The 14900-nt window shown below is 55.8% G+C and carries 16 protein-coding genes, 1 tRNA gene and 1 pseudogene; 11 read left to right on the top strand and 7 right to left on the bottom strand.

The genetic code is table 11. The features are described 5' to 3' along the window. Positions 1-4 precede the first annotated feature (4 nt). The 3 genes from RX717_RS04960 to RX717_RS04945 all read left to right on the top strand — a co-directional run bounded on the left by RX717_RS04960 (position 5) and on the right by RX717_RS04945 (position 1501). Complete coding sequence (locus RX717_RS04960; RefSeq protein WP_107630817.1) at positions 5-271, top strand: DUF4315 family protein; 267 nt, start codon at positions 5-7, stop codon at positions 269-271. Continuing rightward, entirely contained in the window at positions 258-905 is a 648-nt protein-coding gene (locus RX717_RS04955; RefSeq protein ID WP_107630818.1) for a DUF4366 domain-containing protein, read from the top strand. The genes RX717_RS04960 and RX717_RS04955 overlap by 14 nt, the downstream gene beginning before the upstream one ends. A gap of 194 nt (positions 906-1099) precedes the next feature. Next, positions 1100-1501: a cysteine-rich VLP protein gene (locus RX717_RS04945; RefSeq protein ID WP_055150053.1), complete on the top strand. Its 402-nt coding sequence runs from the start codon at positions 1100-1102 to the stop codon at positions 1499-1501. Between the two features lie 165 nt (positions 1502-1666). Here RX717_RS04945 and RX717_RS04940 read toward each other — a convergent pair whose 3' ends face one another. The 5 genes from RX717_RS04940 to tnpA all read right to left on the bottom strand — a co-directional run bounded on the left by RX717_RS04940 (position 1667) and on the right by tnpA (position 4835). Next, positions 1667-2059, bottom strand: coding sequence for a sporulation initiation factor Spo0A C-terminal domain-containing protein (locus RX717_RS04940; protein ID WP_082397430.1), 393 nt, complete (start codon positions 2057-2059; stop codon positions 1667-1669). Then, on the bottom strand, positions 2046-2279 hold the full coding sequence (locus RX717_RS04935; protein ID WP_054328537.1) for a helix-turn-helix domain-containing protein: 234 nt from the start codon (positions 2277-2279) through the stop codon (positions 2046-2048). Before RX717_RS04935 ends, RX717_RS04940 begins: the two co-directional genes overlap by 14 nt. A 126-nt stretch (positions 2280-2405) precedes the next feature. Next, on the bottom strand, positions 2406-4007 hold the full coding sequence (gene tnpC, locus RX717_RS04930) for an IS66 family transposase (protein WP_316960201.1): 1602 nt from the start codon (positions 4005-4007) through the stop codon (positions 2406-2408). 80 nt (positions 4008-4087) lie between these two features. Beyond that, positions 4088-4444: an IS66 family insertion sequence element accessory protein TnpB gene (gene tnpB / locus RX717_RS04925; protein WP_054328538.1), complete on the bottom strand. Its 357-nt coding sequence runs from the start codon at positions 4442-4444 to the stop codon at positions 4088-4090. Continuing rightward, positions 4434-4835, bottom strand: a complete 402-nt coding sequence (tnpA, locus tag RX717_RS15920) for an IS66 family insertion sequence element accessory protein TnpA (protein WP_054328539.1) — start codon at positions 4833-4835, stop codon at positions 4434-4436. Before tnpA ends, tnpB begins: the two co-directional genes overlap by 11 nt. Positions 4836-5023: 188 nt before the next feature. On the opposite strand from tnpA, the gene RX717_RS04915 reads away from it, so the two are divergent. From RX717_RS04915 to RX717_RS04890, 6 genes are all read left to right on the top strand, one after another. Further along, entirely contained in the window at positions 5024-5203 is a 180-nt protein-coding gene (locus RX717_RS04915; RefSeq protein ID WP_107630832.1) for a DNA-binding protein, read from the top strand. Then, on the top strand, positions 5200-5745 hold the full coding sequence (locus RX717_RS04910; RefSeq protein WP_107630833.1) for a helix-turn-helix domain-containing protein: 546 nt from the start codon (positions 5200-5202) through the stop codon (positions 5743-5745). The genes RX717_RS04915 and RX717_RS04910 overlap by 4 nt, the downstream gene beginning before the upstream one ends. A gap of 187 nt (positions 5746-5932) precedes the next feature. Then, positions 5933-6352, top strand: a complete 420-nt coding sequence (locus RX717_RS04905; protein WP_107630834.1) for a hypothetical protein — start codon at positions 5933-5935, stop codon at positions 6350-6352. 81 nt (positions 6353-6433) lie between these two features. Then, positions 6434-8287 (top strand): MobP3 family relaxase, encoded by a 1854-nt coding sequence (gene mobP3, locus RX717_RS04900; RefSeq protein WP_242977821.1) that lies wholly within the window; start codon positions 6434-6436, stop codon positions 8285-8287. Between the two features lie 69 nt (positions 8288-8356). Continuing rightward, positions 8357-8575 carry a helix-turn-helix domain-containing protein gene (locus RX717_RS04895; protein ID WP_008980528.1) on the top strand — a complete coding sequence of 73 codons (219 nt, stop codon included), beginning with the start codon at positions 8357-8359 and terminating at the stop codon, positions 8573-8575. 56 nt (positions 8576-8631) lie between these two features. Next, a complete protein-coding gene (locus tag RX717_RS04890; RefSeq protein ID WP_107630836.1) occupies positions 8632-9861 on the top strand; it encodes a tyrosine-type recombinase/integrase in 1230 nt (409 codons plus the stop codon). Positions 9862-9936: 75 nt separating this feature from the next. Here RX717_RS04890 and RX717_RS04885 read toward each other — a convergent pair whose 3' ends face one another. Beyond that, complete coding sequence (locus RX717_RS04885; RefSeq protein ID WP_107630837.1) at positions 9937-10653, bottom strand: EcsC family protein; 717 nt, start codon at positions 10651-10653, stop codon at positions 9937-9939. 297 nt (positions 10654-10950) lie between these two features. Further along, positions 10951-11026 (bottom strand) — tRNA-Pro (locus RX717_RS04880). 271 nt (positions 11027-11297) lie between these two features. Here RX717_RS04880 and RX717_RS04875 point away from each other — a divergent pair. Both RX717_RS04875 and RX717_RS04870 read left to right on the top strand, forming a co-directional pair. Further along, positions 11298-13129: pseudogene (locus RX717_RS04875) on the top strand (NAD(P)-binding protein). Beyond that, complete coding sequence (locus RX717_RS04870) at positions 13123-14877, top strand: [FeFe] hydrogenase, group A (RefSeq protein ID WP_107630839.1); 1755 nt, start codon at positions 13123-13125, stop codon at positions 14875-14877. The pseudogene RX717_RS04875 and the gene RX717_RS04870 overlap by 7 nt, the downstream one beginning before the upstream one ends. Positions 14878-14900: the final 23 nt, after the last annotated feature.

Raw genomic sequence — 14900 nt, 5'->3', positions numbered from 1 at the left:
TTGCATGAACAAGATCGACAAGCTCGATAAGGAACTGGAAAAAGCCCGGGAGAAGGCTGCCGAGTGGCAGGCCAAAATCCGGGAGCTGGAAAAGCAGAAACAGGAGGAAGAAAACAGCCAGATCGTGCAGGCGGTGCGCTCCCTCAAACTGACGCCCGCCCAGCTGATGGCTTTTCTGAATGACCCCAAAAACAGCCTTACCACTTCGGGCCATACTGACCCGAAGCCGGAGGCACCCGAAAAGGAGGACACAGCCCATGAAGAAAATTAAATACCGCAGGCTGGCGGCGATAGCTGCCAGCCTTTTGTGTTGCCTGATCTTTACAGTCCCGGCTTATGCACAGAGCAGCGAGCCGCAGCCGGAGACAACGCCCGCCCCGGTGGAAACCGAAGCGGAGCCGGAAACCCAGAACCCCTTTACCCCGGACGGGACGGGAACCGTGGTGGACAACGCCACCGACGAGGACGGTAAAGAGTTCTACACCATCACCACCGCAGACGAGAGCGTGTTTTATCTGGTGATCGACAAACAGAAAACCAGCGAGAACGTCTATTTCCTCAATACCGTTACCACAGACGACCTTCTGCCTCTTGCCGAACAGGGTAAGGAACCGCCCCAAGAAGTGACCCCGGAGCCAGAGCCAAAGCCCACCGAACCTGTGGAGGAAGTACCGGAACCCGAGCCGGAGAAAAAGGACAGCCCCCTTCTCTCTCTGCTCCTGATCGGCGCGGTGGTGCTGGCCGGCGGTGGGATTGGTTACTATTTCAAGATTTACAAGCCGAAGCATGAGGCCCCGGATTTGGAGGATGATTACTGCGAATATGAGGACGGGGAGCTGGAGGAGATCGCAGAGGAACCCGAGGACGAAGATACCCCGCCGTGGGAGGAAGATACGGAGGAATGAGAATGAATTTTACAAGCAGCCCTTTTGAACGAATGATGAAGGAAGTACCGCACCCCGGCTGGGACAATGACGACCCTTGTAAGGGATGCCGTTACTACAAGGAGTGCAAAGGAAAGAAAAAACAGTGCCGGAAGAAGTTCCGGGCGCTGATCGTGGAGCCCCGCCCTTCGGGCCATCGTGGCCCGAAGTCTTAAATGGACGCCCGGGAGCTGACCCGTGACGAGAAGAAGAAAATCCGCACTCTGGTCACGGGGATGTGCGCCAACTATGACCGGGAAAGCGGCCTATGCCTTCCTCTTGACTGTGCCTGCTATATGCTGCACAAGTGCTGGACAGGGGCGTACTGCCGTTACTTCCGTGAGGCTGTCCTGCCCCTTAACCTGGAGCTTCAAGCGTCGCTGACAACGGAAGGCATCTCCCCGGAGCTGCGGGCCTGTGCGGTCTGCGGAAAGGCGTTTTTGCCCGAGGGGCGTCAAGCCTACTGTTCCGACGCTTGCAAGGCCGAAGGAAACCGCCGGAAAAGCCGGGAACGCATGAGGAAAATGCGGGAGAAAAGGCCGGGCGGCTGTTACGATTTGCCGCCTCCAAAGGCTTGACATTCCGGGCTTTTTTGAGGGTGTTTCCGGGGTGGGAATATCTTATTACATTCCTCCCCGGTCTGCCCTCTTATTTCGTAACATCGTAAGCGTAAAATAAGCCAAGAGAAAGGGCGCAGGTAAATTTGCAACCTGCGCCCTTTGAGATTGGACAGTAAATGGGATTTAGGATTTAGATGAAGAAAGATCCTGGAATTCAGCGGAGTAAACCGCATGGAAAAGAACCGCGAGGAATTCGGTAGAACATAGATGCCTGTCAAGAGGCCTTTGCGCAAGGGATTCCAGGAGTACGCGGTTGCGTATCCACGCAATCCTGGATACGGTTCGGATATTACGTTCCACTGCCTTCCAGTTCGTCCCATATCTCCTGGCAACATCAGGATAAAGCCATTTTGTTACCAACAGAAGCCTGTCTTGCCGTTCCATACACAGAGACACTGCGTAGGTAGTATGAAGAAACCCCTTATAATTCGCGGTTACTCCAAGGCTGTACAACAGATCACAAGTCGCATTTAGGTAGGGCAAGGTTTCATCTCCTTTTGCTTTATACAAGTTCATCCCCTTCTTCTGGCTGGATCCGCATAAATGTTTCCATCGGGACATCCAAAGCCACGGCTACTTTACAGAGAAGACATGCGGATGGGTTTGTCTTCTCACCGGTCTCCAAGGCTCGTACATGGCGAATAGAAGTGCCCATTTTTACGGCCAGCATCGCTTGTGTCTTGCCTCGGTCTTTGCGTACTTCGCGCAGTTTTGCTCCATCAAAGCTTGCTTCCATTTTCCTCACCTCCCTTCATGCAAAGCATAAGGGATGGAAGGGATTACCTGTGAGGCTCTGTAGTTCCCCTTTGGTGGAAAATGTCGAAAAAAATGGACCGGCCTTTCGGTCAGTCCATTAAAAAACCTATATTGTAGAGTCCTCCTGGCCCCTGCGATATTGCACCGGAACAAGATCCGGCGTCAGTTTTGTGGCCCACTCTCTGTCAGCCACGGCCATAGATGGCGCCCTGGACAGCACATAGACCAGATACCGGTATGGGTCAAGGTCGTTTTCCTTGGCCGTTTCAATCAGGCTGTAAACAATGGCGCTGCTCTGGGCCCCGCCTTCCGTATTTGCAAACAGCCAGTTCTTCCGCCCCATCACAAAGGGTTTCATACTCCGTTCTGCCCGGTTGTTGCTTATTTCCAGCCGCCCGTCCTCCAAAAAGCATTTTAGATATGGCCACTGCTCCCGCAGATAATACAGCGCCTTTCCCAAAGAGGACTTGGGCGGGGCGGTTTTTGTTTCCGCCCATGCCAACAAAGCGTCCATCACCGGTTTGGACCGGATCAGACGCTGTTTGTACCGTTCTTCCGGCGGCAGATCCGCCAGTTCCTTTTCAATGGCGAAGAGAACATTGCAGTATTGCAGTCCCTCCAACGCCGCGCAGCCCGTCTGCTGCTCTTTTGGCAAGGCGTTCACCGCTTCGTCAAACTTTCGCCGCAGATGCGCCCAGCAGCCAACCACCCGGATGTTCTCCGGCAATCGGTGGTAGCCGGAATAACCATCAGCATGGAGCCAGCCCGTAAAGCCCTTGAGGAACGCCTCGGCATTCTCCGCCTTTCGGCTCTGCTGGTACTCATACAGGACAATGGGGTGCCCGGCGTCTCCACCGGTCCGGTACAGCCACATATAGCACTTGCTCCTGGCCGTCCGCCCTTCCAGTTTCAGCACCTGCAGAGTCGTCTCATCCGCGTGGAGGACCTCTCGCTGAAGCAACTGTTGGTGCATCTGGTCATAGATGGGCCGCAGCCAATCCTCCGCCACCCGCAACACCCAGTTGCTCATCGTCTGCCGGGAGAGCATCACCCCAGCCCGATTCCATTCCTGTTCCTGCCGGTACAGCGGAGCGTACATCACAAACTTTTGGACCATGATATGAGCCACAGCCTCTGGGGAGGCGTAGCTGCCTGAGATCAGGGGAGGCTCTTTTTCGGCTTTCAGGACAGGTGTTTCCGTCCCCGTCTGCTTGCAGTTCTGGCAGGCGTATGTAAAATAAACATCTTCCCGGATCTTCACCTGGGCGGGGATCATCACCAGAGTACGGCGAACCTCACTCCCAATCTCCGTCATGAGTGTACCGCATTCAGGACAGTTACGCTCAGACTCCGGGACACGGTGTTCTACCACCTCAACAGGAACATTGTCCGGCAGTACCTCCTCCACACGGGAAGACCGCTTCTGCCGGGTGTGGGCAACAACCTTGCTCTCCGTTACGGAAGTCCTTTTAGCAGACAGCCACGCTTCCGTTTCATCAAACATCAGGCTCAACTGGCCTGCCAGTTCTTCCTTCGTCTGCTCGGACGATGCCCCATAGACTTTCTTTTTGGCAAGACGCATCTGCTCCATCAGCCAGTCCAGCTTCTGGTTCAGCTCGTCTCTTTCCGCCTTCAGAGACTCATATTCCGCACGGGAAATGGTCACCATTTCCGTGTTGCTTGTGATAATATTCACTTCATTTTTCATATTCTCATTATAACACAAAACCCCTTAAAACACCAGCATTTCAAGGGATTTCGAGGAAAATAGCATCCGATTTTTCAACGCTATATCATACTCAGGCCAGTCACCGCTTTGTGCGCTTTGGGCTGTTCGATCTTTAACCCTTCCATAAGCCAGCGGTACTGCTGGCCTGTCAACTGGCGCGCCTCATCTCCGTTCCGCGGCCACTGGAAGGCGCCTGCTTCTAACCGCTTATATACCAGAACAAATCCATCCCCCTCCCAATACAGCCCCTTGATCCGATCCCGCCGGTAACCGCAGAACAGGAACAGCGTATTGCTGAACGGGTCCAGATGGAACTGCCGCTGTACCAATGTCGCCAGGCCGTCGATCCCTTTCCGCAGATCTGTGTACCCACAGGCTATATACACTTTTTCCGCGCCGCGAAAATCATTCAGCATGGCACACCGATCGGCAGATCGCCTCTATCACCGGCAGCTCCACTCCCGCATAAATCTCAACTTCTATCCCTCGCCCCTTTACCACCACTGTTACTGCCGACTGTTTCCCCTCTGGAGCAGTCTGAAGAAACTCCCTGTTCCACATCCCTTCCTTCCTCACTCTCAGCTCTACAAATTCAGCCGCCTTTTTTTCTGCCGGTACTCTTTCCACCTTTTTTATCCCGTGGCCACTTCGCTGCAATACTCTTTTCTCCCATCGGTAATACGTCTTTGTGCTGATGTCCCGTTCATCGCACCATCCCGTTACTGTTTGCCCGCTGCTCCGGCATTCCTGTACGAGCTCCGTCCATTGGGCCACTTGCTGCTCCCGATGTCTTTCCCGAATTGTCATTTTTCCCAGCTCCTCTGCTTCCTTTGACTTCCCTTAATGCTATCCACTGCAACTTTTATCCTTATTTTCTCACACTCTACCTCTACCAACAATCCGTTGCTTTATTTGACGCTTACGTCAAAACTATGTCACATGCAAATGTTTGCGGCTAAAGAAGTAGAGGGAGTTTTGAGAATGAGATGGTCAACATGAGAGAATCTGTCTACAAGAGCTACGTTGAGGTAAAGGTGCCGGGCGTATCACTGTCCAGTAGGTATGAACTGATGCACCAACCGGACTTCACGGTGCTGCGTGTGGGCAACTGCATGGTGGTGCCGAAAGAAAAGTACATTCAGTGGATGGAGGAGCATACAGGAGGTGTTATATGAAGTTCCAACAGTGGCCCAAACGAGATCCCGACAAAAACTATTTCAAGGTCCCTAACGAAGTTTTTCACATCGGTCTCAGCTACCCGGAGATCTCTATCTACTGCTATCTGCTGAGCATCGAGGACAGAGAAACCTACCAGTGCTACCCCAGCTACAAGACCATCGGCAAGGCGCTGGGTATGAGCGAGAACACCGTGAGCAAGTATGTGCGCAGCCTGGAGGAGAAAGGTCTCATCCGCACCGAGCCGACAATGGTGCGGAGCAAAGACGGCAGACCCCTCAACGGAAATCTGCTCTACACCATCCGTCCGATTCAGGCGGCAATCGAATTGTTCTACGAGCGGCAGTTCCAGCAACTGGAGGAGGATGCCGCCCGTCAAAGGGCGGCGGAACACCTCGCAGAATTGGCCTGCGAAAGCCCCCAGAACGCCCTGTGTACGCCTTTCGGAGAGGAAGGGAGTCCCAGTACCAATCCGGGGTTGGAAGCCCAATTTGGCCCGCTTTCAGAGGTACTTCCGGGGACGAAAGAAAAAGCAGGATAAACGACGGGGTCGCAAGCGCCCCCGTCAGAAGCACCTCTGCCCGCAGTGCGGGCAGTTGCGGGGGCTTTTGCGGGGATTGGAAATGGGGTCAAAATCCGGGCTGTGACATCATCTCTGCGGTCACAATCCCCGAAAGCCTACTGCCACAAGGAAAAAACAGGGGTCAACCCCCGGAAAGGAAAACATTATGAGCAAAAAAGAGAAATTCCCACTCTACCTGTCACCGGAGAAAAAGGCTATCCTGGAGCGCCGATATCAGGAGGACGGGAGCCGGAGCATCACCGCCTTCATTGAGCGGGCGGTGGACTTTTATCTGGACTACCTCAGCGCCAACAACGCCGGACTGTTCCTCCCCACCTCCATCAAGTCCTACCTGGACGGAAGGATGGGACTGCTGGAGGAGCGGCTGTCCTCCATCGCTTTCCGACAGGCGGTAGAGCAGGACATGGTGGCCGGTATCCTCGCCGACGCGTATCAGTTCAGCGGCGAGGATCTGCGCCGACGGCGGGCGGAGAGCGTTCAAAATGTACGGAAAACCAATGGCCGCATCTCGCTGGAGCAACGGGTGCGTGATGCTTGGGAGGAGGACGATGAGTGGCAGGATTGATCGTGAAAAGCCCTTATCTCAAGTGGCGGAGGCAGCAGTTCGGTCAGCGGCTATCTGAGGTACATCGGCACACGGGAACGGGTGGAGATCATCCCAGATGACCGTCCGCCCACTCGAAAGCAGGAGCAACTCATCACCAAGCTGACAAAGGATTTCCCGGAGGCCAGGGAGCTGGGTGAGTATTCCGATTACAAAGACAAGCCCACCAAGGCCAATGCCTCTGTCTTTATCACCCGAGCACTGGAGGAGAACTGGTCTCAAGTGCAGCAATCAGATGGCTACATGAAGTACATTGCCACTCGGCCTCGCGCGGAGCGACTTGGTGACCACGGGCTCTTTGGTGATGAGGAGACTGTGGATTTGGAACAAGCCATGCAAGAACTGGATCAGTACAACGGGAATGTGTGGACGCATATCCTCTCACTGAAGCGTGAGGACGCTGTGCGTCTTGGATATGACAATGCCAAAGCATGGCGAAACCTGCTCCGAGCAAATCGCAATGAAGTCGCCGCCGCTATGAACATCCAACCAAATCACTTCCGCTGGTATGCCGCCTTCCACGATGAGGGCAAGCATCCCCATGTCCACATGATGGCATGGTCGACACAGCCGGGAGAAGCATATCTCACGCGGGATGGCATCCGCAATATCAAATCCACGCTCACCAATCAGATCTTCAAACAGGAGATGCTCCACACCTATGAGCAGAAGTCACAGTCGCGAGATGAGCTGGTGCGGGAGGCCCGCCGCACGATCCGGCAGCTCACTCAGGAGATGACACGAAGCATCTGTACAGCTCCTGAAATCGAACAGAAGATGGAGCAGCTGGCCAAACAGCTGAAAAAGGTCAAGGGTAAAAAGTCCTACGGTTACTTTCCCAAGTCTGTAAAGAAAACAGTGGATGAGGTGGTGGACAAGCTGGAGGAGCTGCCAGTGGTTCGTACGTGCTACGACCAGTGGTGCAGGCTCCAGGGCGAGGTGGAGAGCTACTACCACGACAAACCCAGAGAACGGAAAAAGCTGTCCCAGGAGAAAGAGTTCCGGCAGCTCAAAAACGCTGTCATCCAGGAAGCGGAGTACATCCGGCTGGGCGAGATCTCTTTCGAGGACGATGGTATATCTCAAACGGATGAACCGGAACACGCGCGGAATGAATCCCAAGCCTGCCGGGAACTGTGGCGAATCATTCGGAATGAGGACATTTCTCTGGACTACCGTGACCGGGCGGCAGAGAAGTTGGAACAGGTGGCGGAGCGCGGCGACGCCTATGCGCAATACCGAATGGGACAACTCTACCGGGACGGCCCTTTGCTGATCCCTGACAACCGCAAGGCCAAACACTGGCTCACTCAGGCAGCGAAACAGGGCCTGCCTGAAGCGCAGTATGCCCTTGGCAAACTGTTCCTCTCTGACGATTGGGAGGTGCGGGACCCGGACGAGGGCATCCGCTGGCTGAAACAGGCAGCGGAAAACGGAAGTCAATTCGCCGCTTACCGCCTGGGCAAAGAGTATCTGGAGGGAAACGCTGTCAACAAGGACACCACAAGAGCGGCGGATTGGTTCACCAAATCGGCGGAGGCGGGCAACCAGTACGCCCAGTACATGCTGGGCAAGCTGTACCTAATGGGACAGGGCTGTCTCCAAAATCAGGCCCAGGCGATGGCGTGGTTCAGCCGCTCCGCCGCCCAGGGAAATCAGTATGCCCAGTTCTTTTTGGAGCAGAGGAACGATCTCCGCCCGCCCTCTGTGATGCTGGCGGTCACCCGGCTGCTCTATCACATGAGCCGGATCTTCCAGGACATCTCTGTGCCGTCTGCCGTCCAAACGGGCCAGCAGGTGGATCGAAAACTCAGGCGGAAGATTCAGGAGAAGAAGATCGCTATGGGCCACAAGCCGGACGATCACGAGGAGCAGTGGCCTGAGATGACCATGTAAGCGGCGCAGAATATGAGCCGCAAAACAAAGAATAAAATCCCTTCCACGAGAAGGGTAGAAAGGAATCCAATGAAACGATCCAAGTACAACTCTTTCAATGAACTCCCCCTGATGCTGACCGTGCAGGATGTGGCCGATGTGCTGGGCATCGGGCTGGCCCACGCCTACGAGGTGGCCCACCGGCAGGATTTCCCCACCATCACACTGGGCAGCCGGATCATTGTCCCCCGTGATAAGTTCATGGCGTGGATCGATGAGCAGGCGGCTAAAAAGACGGAAATATTTTAGTGGCTATTTCAAAAATTCTGTGGTATTTGTTTGTGTTGCAAAAGGAGGGATGAACAATGGCAAAGAAACGAGCAAACGGCGAGGGCCGCATCCGGAAAAAGCCCAACGGCCGCTGGGAGGGCCGATACACCCAGGGCATCGACCCCAGCACCGGCCGCGCCATTCAGAAAAGCGTGTCCGCCCGGACGCAGGCCGAGTGCAAAGAGAAACTGGCGAAAGCCATCCGGGATAACCGGGGCATACCGGTCAACCACAACGAGGACTATACCGTAGCGGAGTGGTGCAGGCTGTGGTTTGAAACCTACAGCAAGCCTGTGATCCGCCCCAACACCACAAAGACCTATGAGAACATGATCGAAAACCACATCGTACCGGCCATCGGAGGAGTAAAACTCAAGCGACTCACCGCCATCCAGATCCAGAAGATGTACAACGATTCTAAAACCAATGGGCGGGTGCAGCGATTCGAAAAAAAGACTGACACGGCCCTGTCTGGAAGTACGGTGCGGCGCATCCACATGGTGCTGTCCTCGGCGCTGAAGCAGGCGGTCAAGGAGCGGATCATTCCCTATAACCCCTGCGACAACTGCCGCATCCCGCCCAAGGAGAAAAAGGAGATGGCCATCATCCCGCCGGAGAAGCTGGGGGTATATCTTAGCGAGGCGGAGAAGTACGGCGTCCTACCCATGTTCTTCCTGGAATTATCCAGCGGCCTGCGGCGTGGAGAGCTGCTGGCACTACAGTGGGATGACCTGAATGTGAAAGACCGAATCCTCTCGGTGAGCAAGCAGGTCACCCGCATCGACGGGGAACTGGTGGTGACGGAGCCGAAAACCAAGAACTCCGTCCGCAAGGTGGCACTGTCCCAGCAGGCGGTGGCCCTGCTGGTGCGAGAGCATGAACAGCACCCAGACAGCCCCATCCTGTTCCCGTCGCCCCGCACCGGCGGTTACTGGAGCCCGGACGCGGTGTCCAGGATCAACCGGAAACTGCTGGCGAAGGCGGGCATTGAGGAGCATGTTCGCTTCCACGATCTGCGTCACACTTTCGCCACGATGGCCCTATCCAGCGGCGTGGATGTGAAGACGCTGTCCAGCATGCTGGGCCACTACAGTGCCGGATTTACCCTCGACACCTATACGCACATTACCAATGATATGCAGAGAGGTGCGGCGGAAAAGATTGGCGGCTTCATGAAAACGGCTACGGCCAAACCGGAACCGGAGCCGCCTGACCCTCCGGAGGAGAGCCGGTGCAAGGTGATACCGTTCGAGAGAGTTGGGTAAAAGAAACAAAGTCCAAGGGACGATATCTCATCCCTTGGACTTTATAATTTTGGGGGGTAACCATAAATCAAAAGATTAAAAAGTTGTGGAACATTCAAAGTCATCTGCTACAATCTCGACTGCATCATCAGCGGAATCTTGATCGCCAGAGAAGTCTCCTTCAAAAAACCATTTATGCGCTCGAGCACTTATAACTTTGGTTTCAACCAAATCAAGGCCTCCGCCAATAACAGCACCAACACCAGGAACAAGTTTTCCTAAATTGATAATGCCCTTGCTTCCGAATTTCGTAATAAATCTAAATCCTACTTTTTGGTTGATTTTGGTCACAACTTTCCCAGGAATTTTCTTGATCAATCCGTTAGTGAATTTCAATCCAAACTTGATTCCCGCCTGTTTAACCAATGCATTTACGGATACACCTGCAAGGCAGGCATATACAAATGTTTGTGTTTGGTCACAATTCAGTTCAAAGCCGGCCATATATGCTGTGCAGGCAATCATGCGCATTTGCACATATAAAACACTGCCAATATTAGCAGGCAAGGTAACAGGCATTGTAATAACCCCACCGAATCCGGTAATGAAGCCAGAGGTAGTGCATTTGATGATTTGATTATTGATCATGGCCTTGCATGCCTGCTGCTTGGTGGGATATTTGTCTAAATAGTCGTTGGCCAATTCCTCTACGGATGGGCTCACATAGGGCACGCCATTCAGACATTTCTCGTAGCAAGTATCAAGAAGAGCCATGATATCTTCTTGAGAAATACCTTTCTTTTCTTTGCTCATAACACACTCACCTCAAGGCTGATTCCCTGAACTCAGGATGCGCCCGTTCTGTTTTCAAAGTTATTATATGGGGTATAGACAAAAAACTCAAGAATTCGTTGTATCTGAAATGAAAATGCGGCAGTCATGCTAATTAGGGATAGGTTAGGGATTTGGCGGTTTCGGCGGCTATCCTCGCCCATGCTTCCGCCGCTTTTTAGCACCTTGAATCCCCCATAAGCATCAATCTCCAAAAGAGCAAAAACAGAACTCAAAACGCAGAAAAACCGCCCATTTAGGCGGTTTTTCTAAGAAAGGTGGTCCGAGTGACAGGATTCGAACCTGCGGCATCCTGCTCCCAAAGCAGGCGCGCTACCAGCTGCGCTACACCCCGGATAGTGAAATTCTGTTATACTAAGATACTCTGATAAAAAGTATACCAAATATCGGTCTTCCCTGTCAAGAGCTTTCGCTTTGCGCAAAAACGAGTTTCTTCCCTTTCCTATCCTCGATTTTACGACAATCCCCCTTTCCCCACCTTGAGCTATGCGTCCGGTATTTTCAGTTTTTTGCGCGGTATCGGTTTCGCAGTTGACTTTTCTCTGCAGTTGGTCTATGATTCAATTGTATGTGTGTATAAAATATTCATCGAGGGAGGATGTAAATTGAGCAGATTATCCATCGAGACGCCTGGCCGCGCGCAGACAGTTGTCGAAAGCCTGTACCGTGATGTTGAGCGTCGTCTGAGCGCAAGCCCCCGGGCCTTTGTCCGGTCGATATGGCGCTCTCGTTCCTTCGCCTGTGTCATGCACAGACCTGCGGCAAATGCGTTCCGTGCCGCATCGGGCTCGGCCAGCTCACCTCGCTTCTCGAAAGCGTACTTGACTCCACCGCCACGGTCGAAACCATTGACCTGATCGAAAAAACCGCCCGCGTTATCCAAGATACCGCAGACTGCGCGATCGGTTACGAAGCCGCGCGCATGGTTTTGCAGGGCGTGCAGGGCTTCCGCGAGGACTATCTCTCGCATGTGGAGCATGGCCGCTGCCTGTTCGGCCTGAACCAGCCGGTCCCCTGTGTAGCCCTCTGCCCCGCGGGCGTGGATATCCCCGGCTACATCGCCCTGGTTCGCGCGCACCGGTATGACGACGCGGTGCGCCTGATCCGCAAGGACAACCCGTTCCCCACGGTCTGCGGCTATGTCTGCGAGCATCCCTGTGAGGCGCGCTGCCGCCGCCGCATGGTGGACGACGCGGTCAATATTTGCGGTATCAAACGCTTTGCCTGCGACCACGCGACCGGCAAAACGCCGCCCCCCTGCGCCCCGTCCACCGGCAAGCGCATCGCCGTGATCGGCGGCGGCCCCGGCGGGCTTTCCGCCGCCTATTTCCTTTCTCTGATGGGGCATCAGGTGGTGGTATACGACCAGCGGCCGCAGCTCGGCGGCATGCTGCGCTACGGCATCCCCGACTACCGCCTGCCGCAGGAGAAGCTGGACGCGGACATCTCCTTTATCTTGTCCACCGGCATCGAGGTACATACGGATACCTCCATCGGCCGCGACATTGCATTCTCCGATATTGAGGAGCAGTTCGACGCGGTATATATCGCTATCGGCGCGCATAACGACAAAAAGCTTGGTATCGAGGGAGAGGACAGCCAGGGCGTATACGCCGCCGTCCAGCTTCTGCGCGATATCGGTGAGGGCCGCGCACCTGATTTCAAGGGCAAGCGCGTCTGCGTGGTCGGCGGCGGCAACGTCTCGATGGATGCCACCCGCACCGCCATCCGGCTGGGCGCGGAATCCGTCACCTGTATTTACCGCCGTCGCGTCGCCGATATGACCGCGCTCGCGGAGGAGATCGAGGACGCGCAGAGCGAGGGCTGCCAGATTCTTCCCCTGCAGGCGCCCGATCACATCGAAGCGGACGAGAACGGCCATGTTACCGCGCTTTGGACCCGCCCGCAGATCATCAGCGAGTATGGCTCGGATGGGCGTCCGCGCCCGAAAAACGCGCGGGAACCGCTGTTCCGCATCCCCTGCGATATTGTTATCGTTGCCATCGGCCAGGCGATTGACGCAAAGCCGTTCGAGCAGGTCACCCCTGTTGTCCGCGGCAAGATTCAGGCGGAGTCCGACGCTTTCGTACCCAACACGCCCCATGTGTTTGCGGGCGGCGACGCGGTCACCGGCCCCGCGACCGTTATCCGCGCGGTTGCGGCCGGCAAGGTCGCGGCCGCTAATATCGACCAGCATCTCGGATACCACCATGTCATCACGGTCGATGTGGACATCCCGCCCGCCCATTTGACCAACTCCCCCGCCTGTGGCCGCGTGGAATTAAAGAACCGTCCGCTCGCGGAATGCATCGATAATTTTGAGCTTGTCAAATGCGGCATGACCGAAGAGGAAGCCCAGCAGGAGACCTCGCGCTGCCTGCGCTGCGACCATTTCGGCTATGGCATCTTTAAAGGAGGGCGGACGTCCAAATGGTAAACCTTACGATCAATGATATTCCGGTTTCGGTTCCCGCCGGAACGACAATCCTGGACGCCGCAGCCAGCGTCGATATCGAAATCCCCAGCCTGTGCTATCTCAAAGACCTGAACGAGATCTCCGCCTGCCGCGTCTGCTGCGTCGAGGTCGAGGGCGAGGGCAAGCTCGTTCCCTCCTGTAACAACGTGGTGCGCGATGGTATGGTCATCCATACCAACTCGCCGCGGGTCCGCCAGGCGCGCCGCACCAACGTCGAGCTGATCCTGTCACAGCACGACAATAAATGCGCGACCTGCGTGCGTTCCGGCACCTGCCAGCTACAGAAGGTTGCGACCGACCTGGGCGTTCTGAACATCCCCTACCCCGCCGATCTTGCGCGCGGGAAAAAGCTGGAATGGACCACCACATTCCCCCTGTTCCGCGATGTTAATAAGTGTATTAAATGTATGCGCTGCGTACAGGTCTGCGACAAGGTGCAGTCGCTTTCCATCTGGGATGTCAGCGGTTCGGGCGCCCGCACGACCATTGACGTTTCCGGCAATCGTTTCATCAAAGAAGCGGACTGCTCGCTGTGCGGCCAGTGCATCACCCACTGCCCAACCGGCGCGCTGCGCGAACGGGACGACACCGCCAAGGCATTTTCTGCGCTCGCCGATCCGGACCAGGTCACAGTCGTCCAGATCGCGCCCGCTGTCCGCGCGGCCTGGGGCGAGGCGTTCGGCATGGACACCGGCACGGCGACCATCGGCCAGTTGGTTACCGCCCTGCGCAAAATGGGCGCGGAATATGTCTATGACACAACGTTCTCCGCTGATCTGACTATCATGGAGGAGGGTACCGAGCTGCTGCACCGTCTGCGGGACGGCGACCTTTCCGACATGCCGATGTTCACCTCCTGCTGCCCCGGCTGGGTGCGGTTCCTCAAGTCCCAATACCCCGAGCTGACCGGACGCCTGTCCACGGCAAAATCCCCGCAGCAGATGTTCGGCGCGGTCAGCAAAACCTGGCTGGCAAAACGCCTCGGCCTTGCTCCGGAAAAGATCTTCAGTGTTTCCATCATGCCCTGCGTAGCGAAAAAAGCGGAGTGCGAGCTGCCTGGCATGCAGTCCACCGCCGCCGGTCCGGATGTCGACCTGGTGCTGACCACGCGCGAGTTTGCGCGCATGGTGCGCGCCGAGCATATCGACGTACCCGTGCTCGCCGAATCCCCGTTTGATTCGCCGCTGGGCGATGGTACCGGTGCCGGCGTGATCTTTGGCGCAACGGGCGGCGTGATGGAGGCTGCTCTGCGCTCCGCCTATTTCCTTGCCACCGGCGAAAATCCGCCGGCCGACGCGTTCCACGACGTGCGCGGCAATATTACCCGCGGCGGCTGGCGCGAAGCGACCTTTGACCTCGCCGGCATCCCCCTGCGCTGCGCGGTCGCAAGCGGTCTGGCCAACGCGCGCCACCTGCTGCACGCGCTTAAGCGCGGCGAGGTGAAGTACGAATTTGTCGAGATCATGGCCTGCCCGGGCGGCTGCGCGGGCGGCGGCGGCCAGCCGATCGACGGAACTGACCGCGAGAAGGCGGTCTGGCGCGGAAATGTGCTATATGACCTCGACCGGCACGCCGATCTGCGTTTCTCACATGAGAACCCCGCGGTACAGGCTTTGTATCGGGAAGAGCTCGGCGAACCCTGCTCGGAAAAGGCCGAGCGCCTGCTCCATTGCAACCATTTTGCCTGGCAAATGCCGCAAAACCGATAAAAAAAGAATGCGCGCCGCTAAAA

Source organism: Intestinibacillus sp. NTUH-41-i26 (genome assembly GCF_032769475.1).
GTDB lineage: Bacteria > Bacillota > Clostridia > Oscillospirales > Butyricicoccaceae > Agathobaculum > Agathobaculum ammoniilyticum.
The sequence above is the reverse complement of the archived record's forward strand: the minus strand, read 5'-3'. Positions and strand labels throughout refer to the sequence as shown.

Bases quoted from the DNA above. Each gene is read 5' to 3' on its own strand.
- RX717_RS04870 (WP_107630839.1), top strand. From the start codon at position 13,123: ATGGTAAACCTTACGATCAATGATATTCCGGTTTCGGTTCCCGCCGGA.
- RX717_RS04955 (WP_107630818.1), top strand. From the start codon at position 258: ATGAAGAAAATTAAATACCGCAGGCTGGCGGCGATAGCTGCCAGCCTT.
- tnpB (WP_054328538.1), bottom strand. From the start codon at position 4,444: ATGCTGAATGATTTTCGCGGCGCGGAAAAAGTGTATATAGCCTGTGGG.
- RX717_RS04940 (WP_082397430.1), bottom strand. From the start codon at position 2,059: ATGAACTTGTATAAAGCAAAAGGAGATGAAACCTTGCCCTACCTAAAT.
- RX717_RS04895 (WP_008980528.1), top strand. From the start codon at position 8,357: ATGAAACGATCCAAGTACAACTCTTTCAATGAACTCCCCCTGATGCTG.
- RX717_RS04885 (WP_107630837.1), bottom strand. From the start codon at position 10,653: ATGAGCAAAGAAAAGAAAGGTATTTCTCAAGAAGATATCATGGCTCTT.
- RX717_RS04905 (WP_107630834.1), top strand. From the start codon at position 5,933: ATGAGCAAAAAAGAGAAATTCCCACTCTACCTGTCACCGGAGAAAAAG.
- RX717_RS04960 (WP_107630817.1), top strand. From the start codon at position 5: ATGAACAAGATCGACAAGCTCGATAAGGAACTGGAAAAAGCCCGGGAG.
- RX717_RS04935 (WP_054328537.1), bottom strand. From the start codon at position 2,279: ATGGAAGCAAGCTTTGATGGAGCAAAACTGCGCGAAGTACGCAAAGAC.
- tnpA (WP_054328539.1), bottom strand. From the start codon at position 4,835: ATGACAATTCGGGAAAGACATCGGGAGCAGCAAGTGGCCCAATGGACG.
- RX717_RS04945 (WP_055150053.1), top strand. From the start codon at position 1,100: ATGGACGCCCGGGAGCTGACCCGTGACGAGAAGAAGAAAATCCGCACT.
- tnpC (WP_316960201.1), bottom strand. From the start codon at position 4,007: ATGAAAAATGAAGTGAATATTATCACAAGCAACACGGAAATGGTGACC.
- RX717_RS04890 (WP_107630836.1), top strand. From the start codon at position 8,632: ATGGCAAAGAAACGAGCAAACGGCGAGGGCCGCATCCGGAAAAAGCCC.
- RX717_RS04910 (WP_107630833.1), top strand. From the start codon at position 5,200: ATGAAGTTCCAACAGTGGCCCAAACGAGATCCCGACAAAAACTATTTC.
- RX717_RS04915 (WP_107630832.1), top strand. From the start codon at position 5,024: ATGAGAGAATCTGTCTACAAGAGCTACGTTGAGGTAAAGGTGCCGGGC.